At 72.9% G+C, this 17,188-nt stretch carries 12 protein-coding genes; 2 read left to right on the top strand and 10 right to left on the bottom strand.

All coding sequences use genetic code 11. The features are described 5' to 3' along the window. Positions 1 to 224: 224 nt before the first annotated feature. Both H288_RS0110975 and H288_RS0110970 read right to left on the bottom strand, forming a co-directional pair. Complete coding sequence (locus H288_RS0110975) at positions 225 to 728, bottom strand: N-acetyltransferase (protein WP_020092635.1); 504 nt, start codon at positions 726 to 728, stop codon at positions 225 to 227. Positions 729 to 792: 64 nt separating this feature from the next. Continuing rightward, positions 793 to 1,989: an MFS transporter gene (locus tag H288_RS0110970; protein WP_020092634.1), complete on the bottom strand. Its 1,197-nt coding sequence runs from the start codon at positions 1,987 to 1,989 to the stop codon at positions 793 to 795. A 62-nt stretch (positions 1,990 to 2,051) separates the two neighbouring features. On the opposite strand from H288_RS0110970, the gene H288_RS0110965 reads away from it, so the two are divergent. After that, positions 2,052 to 2,867: a helix-turn-helix transcriptional regulator gene (locus tag H288_RS0110965; RefSeq protein ID WP_026604847.1), complete on the top strand. Its 816-nt coding sequence runs from the start codon at positions 2,052 to 2,054 to the stop codon at positions 2,865 to 2,867. Between the two features lie 7 nt (positions 2,868 to 2,874). Here the strand turns inward: H288_RS0110965 and hmpA are convergent, their stop codons facing one another. Beyond that, positions 2,875 to 4,116, bottom strand: a complete 1,242-nt coding sequence (gene hmpA / locus H288_RS0110960; protein ID WP_020092632.1) for an NO-inducible flavohemoprotein — start codon at positions 4,114 to 4,116, stop codon at positions 2,875 to 2,877. Positions 4,117 to 4,308: 192 nt separating this feature from the next. Between hmpA and H288_RS0110955 the strand changes: the two genes are divergently transcribed. Next, positions 4,309 to 4,800 (top strand): Rrf2 family transcriptional regulator, encoded by a 492-nt coding sequence (locus H288_RS0110955; protein WP_020092631.1) that lies wholly within the window; start codon positions 4,309 to 4,311, stop codon positions 4,798 to 4,800. A 19-nt stretch (positions 4,801 to 4,819) separates the two neighbouring features. Here H288_RS0110955 and H288_RS0110950 read toward each other — a convergent pair whose 3' ends face one another. From H288_RS0110950 to H288_RS0110920, 7 genes are all read right to left on the bottom strand, one after another. Beyond that, positions 4,820 to 5,923: a microcin C ABC transporter permease YejB gene (locus H288_RS0110950; RefSeq protein ID WP_020092630.1), complete on the bottom strand. Its 1,104-nt coding sequence runs from the start codon at positions 5,921 to 5,923 to the stop codon at positions 4,820 to 4,822. 4 nt (positions 5,924 to 5,927) lie between these two features. Further along, a complete protein-coding gene (locus H288_RS0110945; protein ID WP_020092629.1) occupies positions 5,928 to 7,775 on the bottom strand; it encodes an extracellular solute-binding protein in 1,848 nt (615 codons plus the stop codon). 14 nt (positions 7,776 to 7,789) lie between these two features. Then, entirely contained in the window at positions 7,790 to 9,715 is a 1,926-nt protein-coding gene (locus H288_RS0110940) for an extracellular solute-binding protein (RefSeq protein WP_020092628.1), read from the bottom strand. A gap of 151 nt (positions 9,716 to 9,866) precedes the next feature. Beyond that, positions 9,867 to 11,948, bottom strand: a complete 2,082-nt coding sequence (locus tag H288_RS0110935; RefSeq protein ID WP_020092627.1) for a membrane protein — start codon at positions 11,946 to 11,948, stop codon at positions 9,867 to 9,869. 334 nt (positions 11,949 to 12,282) lie between these two features. Further along, entirely contained in the window at positions 12,283 to 15,102 is a 2,820-nt protein-coding gene (locus tag H288_RS0110930; protein ID WP_020092626.1) for a DUF4159 domain-containing protein, read from the bottom strand. A 7-nt stretch (positions 15,103 to 15,109) separates the two neighbouring features. Continuing rightward, entirely contained in the window at positions 15,110 to 16,021 is a 912-nt protein-coding gene (locus H288_RS0110925; RefSeq protein ID WP_020092625.1) for a DUF58 domain-containing protein, read from the bottom strand. 2 nt (positions 16,022 to 16,023) lie between these two features. Continuing rightward, a complete protein-coding gene (locus tag H288_RS0110920; protein WP_026604846.1) occupies positions 16,024 to 17,028 on the bottom strand; it encodes a MoxR family ATPase in 1,005 nt (334 codons plus the stop codon). Positions 17,029 to 17,188 lie beyond the last annotated feature (160 nt).

The raw sequence follows: 17,188 nt of genomic DNA, 5'->3' as shown, positions 1-17,188 counted from the left end.
GCTCGGCGGAGCCGTCGGCCCCCTCCGTCATCGCGAGCGCAGCGAAGCGACCCAGGTCCAGCGCGCCCTCCGTAAGTGTGGCGCTACTGGATTGCTTCGCTTCGCTCGCAATGACGGCGGCTGCGTGTGGATTGAGCTGAGCCATTCACGCGCATGCAGAAGACCAGCCCGGTGCGGATCGAAATCACCGTCAGAGAGCTGAGGCACGCCCGCCGGGCCCCGTTTCAGGTCCTGACCGCCTCGATCGGGCCCGTCACGCCCGCACGGAACTCCTCGGCCAGTTCCAGCCACAGCAGGCGCGCCGGGTCGACCGGCCCCGGCAGGGTCAGGCGCCCGGGCGGAACCGGTGTGAACCCGAAGCGGGCGTAGTAGGGCGCGTCGCCGACGAGGATCACCAGACCCTCGCCCGCCCGCCGCGCCCCCTCGATCGCCGCGCGGGTCAGGGTGCCGCCGATGCCGCGGCCCTCGAAGCTCGGATCGACCGCCAGGGGGCCGAGCATCACGAAGGGCGTCGCCCCGGTCCGCACCGGACCCATCCGGACCGAGCCGACGAGGAAGCTGCCGACCGAGGCGGTGATGCCGAGGTCGATCCGCTCGGCCGCGCCCTCGCGGAGGCGGTAGGCGGTGCGGGCGAAGCGGCCGGGACCGAAGGCCCGGGCGTGGAGGCGCTCGATGGCGGGGGCATCCTCCGGCCGCTCCGGCCGGATGACGAGGGACAGATCGGTCACGGGGTACTCGCGGGTCGGACGGGCGCCGCGTAGCAGCGCCGGGCCGGACCCGCAAACCGTCGCGCTACTCGGCGGCGGCCAGGGCGTGCCGCGCGCCGCCCTGCGTCAGCCTCAGGAAGCCCAGGGCCGCGAGCCAGATCACCGCGCCGCAGGCGGAGGCGGCGCCGAGGACCAGCGCGAAGCCGCCGCGGTCGTGCAGGAGGGCGATCGCCGGCACCACGAAGCCGCTCGCCGTGAAGCCGACGAAGTAGCGCACGCTGTAGGCGCGGGCCCGGTAGGCGGGCGGCACGTAGCGGGCGATCATCGCGTCGTTGATCACCACCTGCCCGTAGATCGCCGTCATGGCGAGGACGAGCCCGGCGAGCAGCGGCAGGCCGGTGGAGACGGCCGCGATCCCGAGCCCCAGCGGCTGCAGCACCGACAGGGCCACGAACAGGGACGGCAGGCTGTAGCGGTCGATCAGCCGGCCCATGGCGAGCTGCATCAGCGCGCCGAACAGGAAGACGCCGGTGGCGATCGAGCCGGTCAGCGCCAGGGGCAGCGCCTGCCCGACGCCCTCGTCGATCACCTTGGGCAGGCTGATCGTCGTCAGGTTGAAGGTCAGGCCGCCCGCGAAGATCGACAGGGCGAACATCGCCATGAGCGCCCAGGGCCGGGTGACGGGGATCACCGCCGCGCCGCCGGCCTTCCTCCCCGCGGCGTCGCCGTCCCCCGGGACCAGGGCCACGAAGGCGGCCCCGCAGGCGAGGCAGACGAGGCCGGGAACGATGAAGGCCGCGCGCCAGCTGACCGTGGCGGCGAGCAGCGCGGTCAGGCCGGAGGCCGAGGCCGCGCCGAGATTGCCCCAGACGCCGTTGATGCCGAGATCGTGCCCGAGCCGGCGCGCATGGGTGACCAGCATGGCGGAGCCGACCGGGTGGTAGATCGCCGAGGCGAGCCCGAGGACGCAGAGCCAGAGGGCGAAGCCCAGCGGCGTCGAGGCGCTCGCCACGCCCAGGCAGGACAGGCCGTAGCCGAAGAAGAACACCGCCAGCATGTTGCGCCGCCCGAAGCGGTCGGCCAGCGAGCCCATCGGCAGCGAGCACAGACCGAAGGCCACGAAGGCGCCGGTGGCGAGCCCGATCAGCTCGCCGTAGCCGAGCCCGGTCTGGGCTGCGATGGCGATGACCGCGGTCGGGTAGATCAGCAGCACGAAATGGTCGAGGGCGTGCGCGACGTTGACGAAGCGCAGGGTGCGGCGGGACAGCGTGTCCGAATCCATCGCGGCGTATCCTCCGGGACGGCACCCTGATAGCCTGACCCGATGGCGGTATTGGGCCGGATATGTACGCGAACGGGCCAATGTTGACGGAGGCGCGCGGCGCCGTCGGGCGGTCGACCGAGGCGGCCGACTATCAGGACGTGCCGCGCCCGGTCGCGGTGATGCCCAAGACCTACGCGGCCGGGATGCACCTCGCCCGGCACTTCCATCCCCGCGCGCAGCTGCTCTACGCCACGTCCGGGCTGATGATGGCGTTCGCGGAGGACGGCACCTGGGTGGTTCCCGAGGGGCACGCCCTCTGGATCCCGCCGCTTCTGCCGCACGCGGTCGCGACCCACGGCGCGGTCGCGATGTGCTCGGCCTATCTCGATCCGGCCGCGGTCCGGTCCTTCCCGGCGAGCTGCCGGGTGATCGCGGTGTCGCGGCTCCTCGCCGCCGCGCTCACCGCGCTGGCGGAGGAGCCGGTGCTCTACGCAGAGGCGGGTCGCGGCGGCCACCTCGCCGCCCTGGTGCTCGACGAGATCGGCCGGGCCCCGGCGACGCCGCTCGCGCTGCCGCTCCCCCGGGACCCGCGCCTGCGCCGCGTCTGCCTCGCGCTGATCGAGAATCCGGCCTCGGAGGCCGATCTCGACGCCTGGGCCGACCGTGCCGGGGCGAGCCGGCGCACGCTCACGCGCGGGTTCCGCGCGGAGACCGGTCTCAGCTTCGGCGACTGGCGGGCGAGAGCCCGCGTGATCCGGGCGCTGGCGCTGGCGGCCGAGGGGCGGCCGCCCCGGGCGGTCGCGGCGGCCGTGGGCTACCGGAGCGCGCAGGCGCTGCGCACGACCGTGGCGCGGGTGCTCGGCGCCGCGCGTCCGCTCCGCGGCGGGACGCCCTGAGCGCCGCCTAGGCTGCCTGTCGGGGCTCCTCGAAGAGCTCGTCGGCCGGGCCGAAGAACTCGAACTTCACCCGCTCGGCCGGGACGCCGCGGCGCAGCAGGCCGGTGGCGAGATCCCGCAGGAACGGCTTGGGACCGCACAGGTAGTAGGTCGCGCGGTCGTGCGGCGTGTGTTCCGCGAGCCAGTCCGCCGTGATCAGGCCCTGGACGTCGTAGTGCTCACCCGGCCGGTCCGCGGCTTCGGGCTCCGCGTAGAACGTCACGAGCGTCGCGGCGCGGGCCCGCGCCGCGAGCGCCCGGGCGTGGTCGCGCAGGGCGTGGACGCGGCCGAACAGGGCGCCGTGGACGTACCAGGTCGGCCGGTCCGGGCTGTCCGCCGCGATGGTCTCGAGCATGCTGATCATCGGGGTCAGCCCGACGCCGCCGCTGACCAGCACCACGGGCGCGTCACTTTCGGTGTCGAGGCTGAAGTCGCCCGCCGGTGCGGCGACCTTCAGCACGGTGCCGGGCCGCGCGTGGTCGTGCAGCCAGTTCGAGGCAATCCCGGCCGGACGGCCCGGCGCCGCCTCGCGCTTGACGGTGATGCGGTAGGCCCGGTCGCTCGGCGCGCAGGACACCGAGTAGTTCCGCTTCAGCACACCGCGGCCCGGCAGGTCCAGGAGGAAGCCGAGATACTGGCCCGGCCGATGCCGCAGCACCGGGCCACCGTCGGCCGGCACGAGGACGAAGGAGCGGATCGTCTCGCTCTCCTGGGTCACGCTGTCGACCACGAAGTCGCGCCAGCCGTTCCAGCCGCCCGGCTTGGAGGCATGGTCGCGGTAGATCGCGGCCTCCCGGCCGATCAGCAGTTCCGCCAGGAACCAGTAAGCCTCCCCCCAGGCCGTGGCGATCTCCGGCGTGGCGGCCTCGCCGAGGACATCCCCGATCGCGCCGAGGAGGGCGTCGGCCACGTGCGGGTAGTGCTCCGGCAGGATGTTCAGGGCGACGTGCTTCTGCGCGATGCGCTCGACCGCGCCCGCCAGGACGCCGAGATTGTCGATGTTGCGGGCGTAGGCGAGCACGGCCTGGGCCAGGGCCTTCGGCTGAGAGCCGGTCTCGCCGTGATGGGACTGGTTGAAGAGGTCGCGTATCTCAGCGTTCTCGAAGAGGCGCTCGTACATGCGCTTGGTGATGGTGAGGCCGTGGGCCTCCAGGGCCGGCACGGTGGCCTTGATGAGAGCGACGGTGGCGGGGGAGAGGGGCGCGGGCATGGCACAGCTCAAAAGGTGCATACGACATGCTTCTTTTAGCGCCCCCTCGAAAAGATGCAAGGGAAATACATCTTATAGGGACGAAGCCTGTTCGCCTGCCAGCGGTGGTGCCGGTCCGCGGCTGCGCGTACGGACTCGGACCGCGGCGGATATCGCATCGCCCCACGGCAGGGATCGTCTTCTGGAGTTGAGATGCGCCTGACCCGCTACACAGATTACGCGTTGCGCACGCTGATCTACGTCGGGCTCCACGAGCCCGAGCAGAGTTCGATCGCCGGGATCGCGCGCGCCTACGGCATCTCGGAGAACCACCTGACCAAGGTGGTCCACCAGCTGGGACGGCTCGGCCTGATCCGGACGATCCGCGGGCGGGGCGGCGGCCTTCGGCTGGCGAAGCCGCCGGAGGAGATCGTCGTCGGTGCAGTGGTGCGCCAGACCGAGGACGACCTGGCGCTGGTCGAGTGTTTCGGCGGCGGCGCCTGCGCCATCACGGCCCCGTGCCGGCTCCGGCGGGTGCTGGGCGAGGCCCTGGCGGCGTTCCTCGCCGTCCTCGACCGCTACACCCTGGCGGACCTCCTCGGCGCGCCGGACGGCGACGCCATCGCGGCGCTGCTGGGCCTGGCCGGCCCCCCGCGCGACGAGCCGCCGGTGCCGGCCGGCGCCGCGAGCCTCCCGGAGGCCTGAGGCTCCGCGCGTCGCGCGGTCAGGTCGCCCGCGCCGAGAAATCGATCCGCGGGTCGATCCAGACGTAGATCAGGTCGGACAGCAGGTTCACCGCGAGCCCGAGCAGCGAGAAGATGTAGAGCGTGGCGAACACCACCGGATAGTCGCGCCCGACGATCGCCCGGAACGACAGCTCGCCCAGGCCGTCGAGGGAGAAGATCGTCTCGATGAGCAGCGAGCCGGTGAAGAAGGCCGAGATGAAGGCACCGGGGAAGCCCGCGATCACGATCAGCATGGCGTTGCGGAAGACGTGCCCGTAGAGCACGCGCCGCTCGGACAGCCCCTTCATCCGCGCGGTCAGCACGTACTGCTTGCGGATCTCGTCGAGGAACGAGTTCTTGGTCAGCAGGGTCGAGGTGGCGAAGGCGCCGATCACCAGAGCGGTCAGCGGCAGCACCATGTGCCACGCGTAGTCGGTCACCTTGTGCCAGGGCGAGAAGCTCTCCCAGCCCTCGCTGGTCAGGCCGCGCAGCGGGAACCACTGGTAGAACGAGCCGCCGGCGAACAGGATGATGAGCATCAGCCCGAACATGAAGCCCGGGATCGCGTAGCCGATGATCACCACGAAGGAGGTCGCGCGGTCGAAGCGCGTGCCGTCCGCCACGGCCTTGCGGATCCCGAGCGGGATCGAGATCGCGTAGGACAGCAGCGTCATCCACAGGCCCAGCGAGATCGAGACCGGCAGCCGCTCCTTGATCAGCTGGATGACCGTGACGTCGCGGAAGTAGCTGCGGCCGAAATCGAACCGGACGTAGTCCCAGAGCATCTTGGCGAAGCGCTCGGGCGCCGGCTTGTCGAAGCCGAACTGCTTCTCGAGCTTGGCGATGAATTCCGGGCTCAACCCCTGGGCGCCGCGGTAGCGGGAACTGGCGTCGCCGCCGCCCGACGGCCGGCTGGCGCCGCCGAGGTCGCCCGAGCCGCCGGTGATGCGGGACATGGCCCCGTCGCGCTGGCCCTGGAGCTGCGACAGCACCCGCTCCACCGGTCCGCCGGGGGCGAACTGCACGATGGTGAAGGTGATCAGCATGATCCCGAACAGGGTCGGGATCATCAGGCCGATGCGGCGCAGGATGTAGGCGAGCATGGCGTCAGTCCCGCCCGATCCGCTTGGCCTTGTCGGCGTCGAACCACCACGTCCCGGGGGCGCCGAGATCGTATTTCGGCGGCGTCGCCGGGCGGCCGTACACGTCCCAGAGGGCGAGGCGATGGGTCGAGGCGTACCACATCGGCACCCAGTAGCGCCCGGCCCGCAGGACCCGGTCCAGGGCCCGGCAGGCGGTGGTCAGGTCCGCCCGCGACGTCGCGTCGGCGACGGCGGTGAGCAGCGCGTCGATCGCCGGGCTCGCGATCCCCGACAGGTTGTTGGAGCCCGCGGTCCCGGCGGAGCGGGACCCGTAGGTCTCGCGCAGCTCCGCGCCGGGGGTGAGCCCGCTGCTGTAGCGGCGCGGCGTGACGTCGAAGTCGAAATCCTTCAGCCGCGCCTGGTACTGAGACGGGTCGACCGTGCGCAGGCTCGCCTTGATGCCGAGCAGCCCCAGGTTGCGGATGAAGGGCTGCGTGACCGCCTGGAAGACCGGATCCTCGTCGAGGAACTCGAGGGTCAGGGGCTGGCCGCCGGGCAGCAGCAGGTTGCCGCCCTGGCGGGTGCAGCCGGCCTCCCGCAGGAGCGCGTCGGCGCGCTTCAGCAGCGCCCGGTCCTGGCCCGACCCGTCGGAGACCGGCGGCGCCCAGGCCTCGCCGAACACCTCGGGCGGCAAGTCCTTGAACGGCTCCAGCAGGGCGAGCTCCTGGGCCGAGGGCTTGCCGGTCGCCTTGAGGTCGGAATTCTCGAAGAACGAGGCCGTGCGCGCGTAGGCGCCGTACATCAGGTTGCGGTTCGACCACTCGAAATCGAAGCACAGGCCGATCGCCTCGCGCACCCGCGGGTCGCGGAACGCGGCGCGGCGGGTGTTGATCCACCAGCCCTGCGTGCCGCTCGGCCGCGCGTCCGGCACCGTCTCGCGGACCACGCGGCCCTCGGTCATCGCCGGGAAGTCGTAGCCGGTCGCCCAGACCCGGGCGGTGAACTCCTCGCGGAACGTGAAGGCACCGCTCTTGAACGCCTCGAACGCCACGGTGCGGTCGCGGAAATACTCGTAGCGGATCGCGTCGAAGTTGTTCTGGCCGACATTCACCGGCAGCTCGGCGGCCCAGTAATCCGGGACGCGCTCCAGGCCGATGGACCGGCCCGGATCGACGGTGCCGACCCGGTAGGGACCGGAGCCGAGCGGCGCCTCCAGGGTCGAGGCCTCGAAGTCCCGGCCGGCGTAGTAGGCGGCGGAGAAGAGCGGCAGCTGCGCGACGAACAGCGGCAGGTCCCGGGCGCGGCCCGGCTCGAAGGTCACCACGAGCCGCCCGTCGCCCTCGGCCCGGGCGTCGGTCATGGGCCGGATCACCTCGGCGATCTCGGGGTGGCCCTTGTCGCGCAGGAGCTTGAGGCTGAAGGCCGCGTCCCGCGCGGTCAGCGGCGAGCCGTCGTGGAACCGCGCCTGCGGGCGCAGCGCGAAGGTGTAGGTCAGGCCGTCCGGGCTGACCGTGACGGCGCGCGCCACCAGCCCGTAGAGGGCGTCCGGCTCGTCGAGGGCGCGGACCATCAGGCTGTCGAAGGTCAGGGGCATGCCGGCGGCCCCGTCGCCGCGCAGCACGTAGACGTTGAGCGTGTTGAAGGTGTTGAGCGACTGGTTGCCGGTCGTCGCGGCGAGCTGCGCCGAGAAGCGCCCGCCGCGGGGCGCCATCGGGTTCACGTAGTCGAAATGCGCGAAGTCCGGGCCGTATTTGAGCTCGCCGAAGCTGGACAGGCCGTGGCGCTCCTGCGCGTCAACCGCCCGGGCGGGGCGCCACGGCGGCATCGCCGCGAGCGCGCCGGCCCCGAGGACCAGCCCGCGCCGGGTCGGCATCCCGGGACCGCCCGTCAACGGGGCGCCCCGGTCTTGGCGGCGAGCGTCTCGTCGTACCACCACGTCGTCGGGAAGCCGGAGCTGGCGTAGAGCGGCAGGATCGCCGGGTGGCCGAACCGGTTCCAGCGCAGCGTCCGCTGCTGGTCGGAGGACCATTGCGGGACGACGTAGTCGTGGGCGAGGAGCACCCGGTCGAGGGCGCGCGTCGCCGCGACCACGGTGTGGCGGTCCTTGGCGAAGATGACCTTCTCGATCAGGGCGTCGATTCCGGGATCCTTGATCCCGATCAGGTTGCGCGAGCCCGGCTTGTCGGCCGCCGCCGAGCCCCAGTACTCGCGCTGCTCGTTGCCCGGCGAGAGCGACTCGCCCCACGACGCCGTGGTGACGTCGAAGTCGAAGTTGCGGATGCGGTTCTGGTACTGCGCCTGGTCGATGACCCGCAGGGTGGCGTCGATGCCGATCAGCTTCAGCTGCGCCGAGAACGGCAGGATGACCCGCTCGAAGGTGTTCTGGAACTCCAGGAACTCGACGGTCAGCGGCTCGCCGGTCGCCTTGCTGACCATCTTGCCGCCGCGCAGCTCGTAGCCGGCCTCGCGCAGCAGGCCGACGGCCTCGCGCAGGTTCCTGCGCACCGCCTCGGGGCCGTCGTTGACAGGGTTGGCGTAGGGGGTGGTGAAGACCGAGGCCGGGACCTTGTCCCTGACGCTCTCGAGGATCGCCTTCTCCTCGCCCTCCGGCAGGCCGGAGGAGGCCAGCTCCGAGCCGAAGAAGTAGGAGTTGATGCGCTTGTACAGGCCGTAGAACAGCGCCTTGTTCATCTCCTCGTAGTTCATCGCGAGATTGAAGGCCCGGCGCACGCGCGGGTCCCTGAACTTGTCCCGGCGCGTGTTGAACGCGAAGGCCTGCATGATGCCCATGCCGCGCTCGGGGAACGCCTCCTTGATCAGGCGGCCCTCCTTCACGGCGGGGAAATCCTCGTAGGCGGTCGCCCAGTTCCGGGCGATGTTCTCGACCCGGAAATCGTAGAGATCGCCCTTCAGCGCCTCGACCAGCACGGTGCCGTCGCGGAAGTACTCGTAGCGCTCGGTGTCGAAGTTGTAGCGCCCGGCATTCACCGGCAGGTCCTTGCCCCAGTAATCGGGCACGCGGGTGTAGGTGGTGGTGCGGCCCGCCTCGAATTTCGCGAGCCGATAGGGGCCCGAGCCCAGCGGCGGCTCCAGGGTCGTCTCGGTGACGCTGCGCGCCTTGCCGTTGGAATCCTTGGCGGTCCACCAGTGCTTGGGCAGGACGCGCAGCTGCCCGATCACCTGCGGCAGCTCGCGGTTGCCGGTCTCCGTGAAGGTGAAGGTCACCTCGTGCGGCCCGGTCACCTCGGCCTTGGCCACCGTCTGGTAGTAGGCGGCGTAGAACGGGCTGTTGGCCTTCAGCACGTCGAAGGACCAGACCACGTCCTCGGGCGTGATCGGCTTGCCGTCGTGCCAGCGGGCGTTCTCGCGCAGCCGGTACGAGACGGAGCCGAGATCGGGGGCGATCCGCACCGCCTCGGCGAGCAGGCCGTAGGAGGTGAACGGCTCGTCCGACGACTCGGTCATCAGCGGATCGTAGATCTGCTGGATGCCGTTCTCGAGGTCGCCCTTCAGGCCGGCGACGACGATGTTGAAATTGTCGAACCCGCCCTGGGCCCCGAACCGGACCATGCCGCCCTTGGGGGCTGCCGGGTCGGCGTAGTCGAAATGCTTGAAGTCCGGGCCGTATTTCGGCTGGCCCATCAGCGTGATCGCGTGGGTCCACTGGCCGTTGGCGGCCGGCAGGGTGGCCGGCACGGTGGGCGGCGTCGACGGCATCGCGGCCGGTTCCTGCGCAAGGGCCGGGGCGAGCTGGAGGCAGGCGACGAGGAGTGTCGCGGCGAGGAGGCGTCCAGTCACGGTCTGCGCTGTCACGGGCAGGCTGTCTCCGTTGGTTCGAGCCCGCGCCGGACGCGGACTCTCTCGACATGTCAGGGGGTCATAGGACGCGGACCGCCGCCCGTCGACCATGCGGGAGCGCACAGGGCCGCGCGGGGCCGAAGGCGCGCCCAGCCGCAAGTCCGCGTCACGCCGCCCGCCCCCGCCGGCCCTCGACCAGCCACATGGCGAGAAGGGCGGCCGCCAGCGTGGCCAGCGCCGCGAGGCCGAGCGCCAGCGGGTAGACCTCGACGCCGCGGATGTTGGCGCTGTCGCTCGGCCGGAAGCCGATCCAGTCGCTGCCGGCGAGGCGGCCGCCGCGCACCAGCGCGAGGCGCGGCACCTGGATGCCGCCCGACTCGGCGACCCGGCGGACCGAGCCGCCCGACCCGTCGGCCGCGGCCTTCAGGCGCTCAGTGTCGCTGAACACGTCGGCGAGCTCGCGCGGGTTGGCCGGCCCGACGCTGACGAAGGCCACGAGGTTGCCCGACCGCAGGGTGTGCAGGCCCAGGGTCTCCGCGTCGAAGGTCGCGGTGAACAGGCCGGGCTCCTGGGGCTTGAGCGTCAGCGTCGTCACCTTGCCGGTGGGGCCCGTCACTGTGACCGGCTCGGCCTGGTCCGCCATCGTCTGGCGCTCGACCCGCACCTCGCGGCCGCGCCCGGTGGTCTGGGCGCGCAGCGCCTCCTCCTCCAGGGCCGGCTCCTTCATCAGCCAGTGGCCGAGGCGGCGCAGCAGGTCGAGATAGGGGCCGCCCTCCTGGTAGCCCCGCGCCCAGAGCCAGGCGTGGTCGGACAGGAGCAGGGCGACGCGGCCCTTGTCCTCGCGCGACAGCGCGAGCAGCGGCAGGCCCTCGGCCCCCGACAGGATCGGCTGGATCCCCGGCCGGGTCTGGGCCTCGACGATGCGCAGCCAGTCGCCCCAGGCGGGCGGGTTCGCGTCCGAGCCCGGCAGGGCGCGGGTCACCGGGTGGCGCTGGCCGACCTGCGTCGGCGTCGCCTTGTAGGGCTTCTCGACGACCCGGCCGTCGGGGTCGCCGGGCAGGATGCCGGCGAGCCGCGTGCGGGCGAGGCTGGCCGGTCCGGCGAATTCGGGGCCGGCGGCGATCAGCAGGGCGCCGCCCTCGCGGACGTAGCGGACGATGTTGTCGAAATAGGCCTGCGGCAGCACGCTCTGGTTGGCGTAGCGGTCGAAGATGATCAGGTCGAAGTCCTTGATCTTCTGGACGAACAGCTCGCGCGTCGGGAAGGCGATCAGGGAGAGTTCCGAGATCGGCGTGCCGTCCTGCTTCTCCGGCGGCCGCAGGATGGTGAAGTGGACGAGGTCGACGTTGGCGTCCGACTTCAGGAGGTTGCGCCACGTGCGCTCGCCCTGGTGCGGCTCGCCGGAGACGAGCAGCACCCGGAGCTTCTCGCGGATGCCCTCGATCGGCAGGACCGCCCGGTTGTTGACCGTGGTGAGCTCGCCCGGCAGCGGCTCGACCTCGATCTCCACCACGTTCGGGCCGCCGTGCTCGATGCGCAGGTTCAGAGCGAACGGCTTGTCGGTGGCGACGTCCCGCCGGCCGATCTCCTCGCCGTCGCGGCGCACCGTGACGACGGCGTGGCCGGTCCCGCCGCGCTCCATGACCTCGGCGCGGATCGTCAGGTCCTTGCCGACGATGCCGAAGCGCGGCGCCTCCAGGAGCTTGATCTGCCGGTCGCGCTCGTCCGGGTGACCGGTGACGAGGACGTGGAGCGGCGCCTTGATGCCGAGCTGGGCCAGGGAGGCGGGGACGTCGTGCACCACGCCGTCGGTGAGCATCACGATCCCGGCGAGGCGTTCCGGCGGCACGTCGGCGAGCGCCTGACTCAGGGCCGTGAACAGCTTGGTGCCGTCGTCGCCGTCCTTGGAATCCGGCACGTCGATGAAGCGCGGCTCGATGTCGGTGAGCGCGCCGAACCGGCGCTGCAGCTCGGCGCGGACCGCGTCGGTCATCTGCGGCCGGTCGCCGAGCTGCTGGGACCCGGACCGGTCGACCACGATGGCGGCCACGTCCTTCACGGGCTCCCGGTCCTCGCGCACCAGCGCGGGGTTGGTGAGCGCCGCCAGGACCAGGGCGAGGACGAGGACGCGCAGCAGCGCGGTGCGGCCCCGGGCCAGGACGGCGAACACCGCCAGGACGGCGACGATCGCTCCGAGGACGGCGATGGCCGGCCAGGGCAGGAGCGGGGTGAAGCTGAGGCTCAGCATGGGGCGGAGCGCTCCGGATCCGTGAGGCGGCGCCGCGCCTCATTCCATGAACCGCCACGCTCACGCGGCGGCGCGGGCAGGCGCGACGGGCTCCTTCTCCCGCGCGGGAGAGGGCTGGGGTGAGGGTCGGGAAGGTACAGGCTCGAGCACGCCGTCGATGTGCCGGCAGGGAGCGCCGCGTCCGGGGAGATCTGGCCCCTCACCGTGTCCCTCTCCCGCACGGAAGAGGGGACCCGCGCCCCGTCCTGCCGACGCGGCGCCGCGCGCGCGCTTCGAATCTGCAGGCATGCAGAGGAGGGAGGGAAGGCGGCCGCGCGCCGTGTGTCCGAACCCATCACTGCCCCAGCCGCTCCAGCAGCGCGGGCACGTGGACCTGGTCCGCCTTGTAGTTGCCGGTGAGCGTGTACATCACGATGTTCACGCCGCCGCGGAATGCCATCTCGCGCTGGCGCTGGTCGCCGCCCACGACCGGGTAGAGCGGCTCGCCCCGGCGCCCCACCGCCCAGGCGGCGGCGAGGTCGTTGCCGGTGATGATGATCGGGCTCACGCCGTCGCCGGCGCGGGCCGGGCGGCGCTCGGCGCCCTCGGCGGCGGGCGGCAGCGCCTCCACCCAGGTCTGGCCCGTGGCGTAGCGGCCGGGGAAGCTGTCCACGAGGTAGAAGGCCTTGGTCAGCACGTGGTCGAGGGGCACCGGCTCCAGTTCCGGCACCTCGAGCGTCGCCAGCATCTTCCGGAGATAGGCTCCTTCCGGGGTGGGCGGCCCGCCCGGCCGGGCGGTGAGCGCGTCGCGGGTGTCGAACAGGACCGTGCCGCCGTTGCGCATGAACGCGTCGATCTTGCGGATCGCGACGTCCGAGGGCTGCGGCCGGTTCGGGGCGATCGGCCAGTAGATCAGCGGGTAGAAGGCCAGCTCGTCCTTCGCCGGGTCGATCCCGGCCGGCTCGCCCGGCTCCAGCGCGGTGCGCGCGGCCAGCATCTGGGTCAGGCCGGTGAGGCCGGTGCGGCTCGCCTCGTCGACGGCGGCGTCGCCCGTGATCACGTAGGCGAGGCGCGTGACCAGCGCCGATTCGATGCCGTTCGGCCGGTTGGCCGGCGGCTCCTCCGCGCGGACCGGGCGCGCCGGCAGGGCGGCGAGCAGGACGAGGCCGGCGAGGGCCAGCACGGCCGGACGGCCGCGCAGGCGGGCCGCCAGACCGCCGCGGCGCAGGAAGCCGCCGAGCCACAGCCCCGCCAGGGTGTCGAGCGCCAGCAGCAGCAGCGCCAGGGTGAACAGGCTCGGCCGCAGGTCCAGGGTCTCGGCGCCGGCGAGGGATCCGAACCGGGCGCCCTCGAGCGCGGCGGTGTCGAGGGGCTTCAGCCGGTCATCCGGTTTCAGGGCGTTCACGCTGATGCCTCCGTCCGGCGGGCCGTAGAAGCCCGGCGGATGTTCGAGGTTCGCCCGGTCGGCGTAGTCGGCCGACACCGCTGTGGCCGAGGCCGGCGGCGAGCCCAGCGCGCCGAACCCGTCCAGAGTCACCCGCGGCGCGAGCACCGGGGGGGCGGCCCGGGTGGCATCGCCCTGGACCGGCGCGGAAGCGCCGGCCAGCGCCACGACGCGCCGGAGCATGTCGATGAACAGGCCGGACAGCGGGAGGTTCGACCACGTCGTGTCGGCGGTCACGTGGAACAGGACGATCGTGCCCTGGCCGCGCTTCTGCGCGGTGACGATCGGCGTGCCGTCCTGGAGCGACGCCCAGGTCCGGTTCGGCAGGTCGCCGTCCGGCTCGGCGAGGATCTGGCGGCGCACGCCGATATCGGCCGGCGGCGTCAGGCCCGCGAACGGGCTCTCGGGCGGGAACGGTGCCAGGGTCTTGGGGCTGTCCCAGGAGAGCGTGCCGCCGAGCGTCCGGCCGCCCCGGCGCAGCCGCACCGGCACCAGCGGATCGTTGCCGGCGGCGAGCCGCGGGCCGGCGAAGCGCAGCAGCATCCCGCCGTCCTTCACGAAGCTCTCGATCCGCGCGGTGGTCTTCTCGTCGAGCGCGCCGACATCGGCCAGCACGAGGACCGAGACCTGATTGTCGAGAAGCTGGTTGATCGAGTCCGCCGTGCCCTTGGCGCCCCGCGGCTCCTGCACGTCCGCGAAGGGCTGGAGCGCCCGCGACAGGTAGTAGGTCGGCGCCAGGAGCGGCTGCGCCTGGTCGAGGGTGCCGCCGAACACGAGTCCGACCCGGCGGCGCTTGCCGCGCTCGTCCTGCAGCACCACGGCGCCGGCCGAGCGCTCGCCCGCGATCTCCAGCCGGCTGATGCTGTTGCGCAGCTCCACCGGCATCTCGAAGGTCGCGTCCGCCTCGGTGGCGTCGGCCGCGAAGGCGAAGTCGCGCTCGGCGAGCGGCAGGCCCTTCTGGTCGAGCGCCCGGATCACGCCCGCGTCGCGCCCGTTCGGCGCCGCCCGCAGGGCGTGGGTCACGAGCTTGCCGGCGTTCTCGGTGGCGGTCAGGGCGAGGGCCGGCGGCCTGTCGGCCCGCAGCACCGTGAGGGCCGCGCCCCTGTCGCCCGCGAGGTCGGCCAGCCCCTTGGCGAAGCGCGTGTCGCTCGCGCCGGCGACGCCGTCGCTGATCCAGACGAGGCCGGCGCCCCGGTTCTTGTCGAGGAAGGTCTCGATCGTCGGGAGATGCGCGTCGCGGGCGGGGAGGATCGGCCGCGGCGCGAGCGCGCGCAGCCGCTCCAGGGCGGCGGCCGGCGTCTTCGCCTCGAAGGCCGCGGGGGCGTCGGCGAGGCCGATCACTGCGACGGGCCGTCCGTCGCGGGCGGCGCCCTCCACCGCGTCGGTGGCGACGCGCAGGCGGTCGCGCCAGTCGTGGGCGGCCGGGAAGCCGTTGTCGAGGAGCACGAGGAGCGCGCTGCGGCCGCCCCCGGCCCCCACGCCACCGGCGTTCCAGACCGGGCCGGCCACCGCGAGGATCAGGGCGGCGGCGATCAGGAGCCGGAGGATCAGCAGCCAGGGCGGCGTGCGCGCCGGGGTCTGCCGCTGCGGGATCAGGTCGGCGACGAGCTTCAGCGGCGGGAAGTTGATCCGGCGCGGGCGCGGCGGGGTCACCCGCAGCAGGAACCACAGGGCCGGCAGGCCGATCAGGGCGGCGAGCGCCAGCGGCGCCGCGAAGGTCAGACCCAGCATGGCGGCCTCACTCGGTGCCGCGGGCGGCGATGAGCGTGGCGAGCCGCAGGGCCGCCTCGCTCGCCGGCCGGTCCGTGCGGTGGATCGTCAGCGTCCAGCCCTGGCCGCGGGCGATGGACGCGAGGGCGGCCCGGTGCTCGGCGATCCGGGCCCGGTAGCGCGCGCCCCAGGCGTCGGCGTCGCCGATGTCGAGGCTGAGGCCGCCCTCGAGATCGTGCAGGACGGCCTGGCCGGTGAACGGGAAGGTCTCCTCGATCGGGTCCGCCACCATGAGGAGATGGCCGCGGCTGCCGCGGCCGGCGAGGCTCTGAATGGAGGCCGCGATCCGGTCGGGCTCGGTCAGGAAGTCGCCGATCAGCACCACCTCGTCGAAGCGGGCGGGGCTGGCCCGGGGCGGCAGGTCCTGGGTGAGGCCGGCCGTGTCGGCCACGAGCGCCTGGGCCAGGCGCTCGACGATCCCGCGGGAGGCGCTCGCGCGGGTCAGGCCGAGCAGGCCCACCCGCTCGCCGCCCTCCACGAAGGCGTCGGCCAGGGCGAGGCCTAGGATCAGCGCGCGCTCGATCTTCGGGGCCGAGGCGAGGTCCGAAACGAAGCCCATCGAGGCCGAGCGGTCGATCCACAGCCAGATGTTGTGGGCCGCCTCCCATTCGCGCTCGCGCACGTAGAGCCGGTCGTCGCGGGCCGAGCGGCGCCAGTCGACGCGGGCCGCGGCCTCGCCGGTGACGAAGGGGCGGAACTGCCAGAAGCTCTCGCCCGGCCCGGCGCGGCGGCGGCCGTGGAGGCCGTGGGCCAGCAGGCTCGACACGCGGCGCGCCTCCAGGACGAGGCGGGGCATCTTGTCGGAGAGGGCGGTCGCGCCCTCGCTCTCGCGCCGGCCGGGGGTGCGCCTGCCGGCGTCGAGGGCGTTCGTCGCGACCAAAGTCAGAGCTTCTCCGCGAGCTTGGCGATCAGGCCCTCGATGGTCTCGCCGTCGGCGCGGGCAGTGTAGCTCAGCGCCATCCGGTGCTTGAGCACCGGCTCGGCGAGCGCCTTCACGTCGGCCACCGACGGCGCGACCCGGCCCTCGATCAGCGCCCGGGCGCGGGCGGCGAGCGTCAGCGCCTGGCTGGCGCGGGGGCCGGGACCCCAGAGGAGCTTGTCCTTCACGATGGCGTCGCCGCTGTCCGGCCGGGCGGCGCGGACGAGGTCGAGGATCGCCTCGACCACGGCCTCGCCCACCGGCAGCCGGCGCACGAGGCGCTGGGCGGTGAGCAGCTGCTCGGTGGACATCACGGCCCGCGGGCGCGCCTCGTCCACGCCGGTGGTCTCGATCAGGATCCGCCGCTCGGCGGCGCGGTCGGGGTAGCCGACGTCGATCTCCAGGAGGAAACGGTCGAGCTGCGCCTCGGGCAGGGGATAGGTGCCCTCCTGCTCGATCGGATTCTGGGTCGCCAGCACGTGGAACGGCCGCGGAAGGTCGTGGCGGGCGCCCGCCACCGAGACGTGGCCCTCCTGCATGGCCTGCAGCAGCGCCGACTGCGTGCGCGGGCTCGCCCGGTTGATCTCGTCGGCCATCAGGAGCTGGGTGAAGACCGGCCCCTGCACGAACCGGAAGGCCCGGCGGCGCTCGGCGTCCTCCTCTAGGATCTCGGTGCCGAGGATGTCGGAGGGCATCAGGTCTGGCGTGAACTGCACGCGCCGCGCGTCGAGGCCCAGCACCGTGCCCAGCGTCTCGACCAGCTTGGTCTTGGCGAGGCCCGGCAGGCCGACCAGCAGGCCGTGGCCGCCGGCCAGGATGGTCACGAGTGCGAGATCGACCACTTTCTCCTGGCCGAAGATCACCCCGTGGATCGCCTCCCGCGCCGCGCCGACATCGGCGAGGCAGCTCTCCGCCGTCGCCACGATGCCGTCGTCCAGGGTGGTGGCCGGGCTGATCCCCTGCGTCATGCCGATATCCATCTCCTGCCCGGGCCCCGCGGGACCCGCCGGCCAATCCCGCAAGTGTGGGGCTTCAGGTGCCGGGCTGGCAAGGTCGGGATCGCCGCACGCCCGTTCGCGGCCGCGTTGGCGGCGTCCGGCGCCCTCGCCGAGACCGGAGCCGCCCGCG

Origin of the sequence: Methylobacterium sp. 285MFTsu5.1 (assembly GCF_000383455.1) — a bacterium.
Classification (GTDB): Bacteria; Pseudomonadota; Alphaproteobacteria; order Rhizobiales; family Beijerinckiaceae; genus Methylobacterium.
This window is presented reverse-complemented; position numbering and strand designations above follow the sequence as displayed.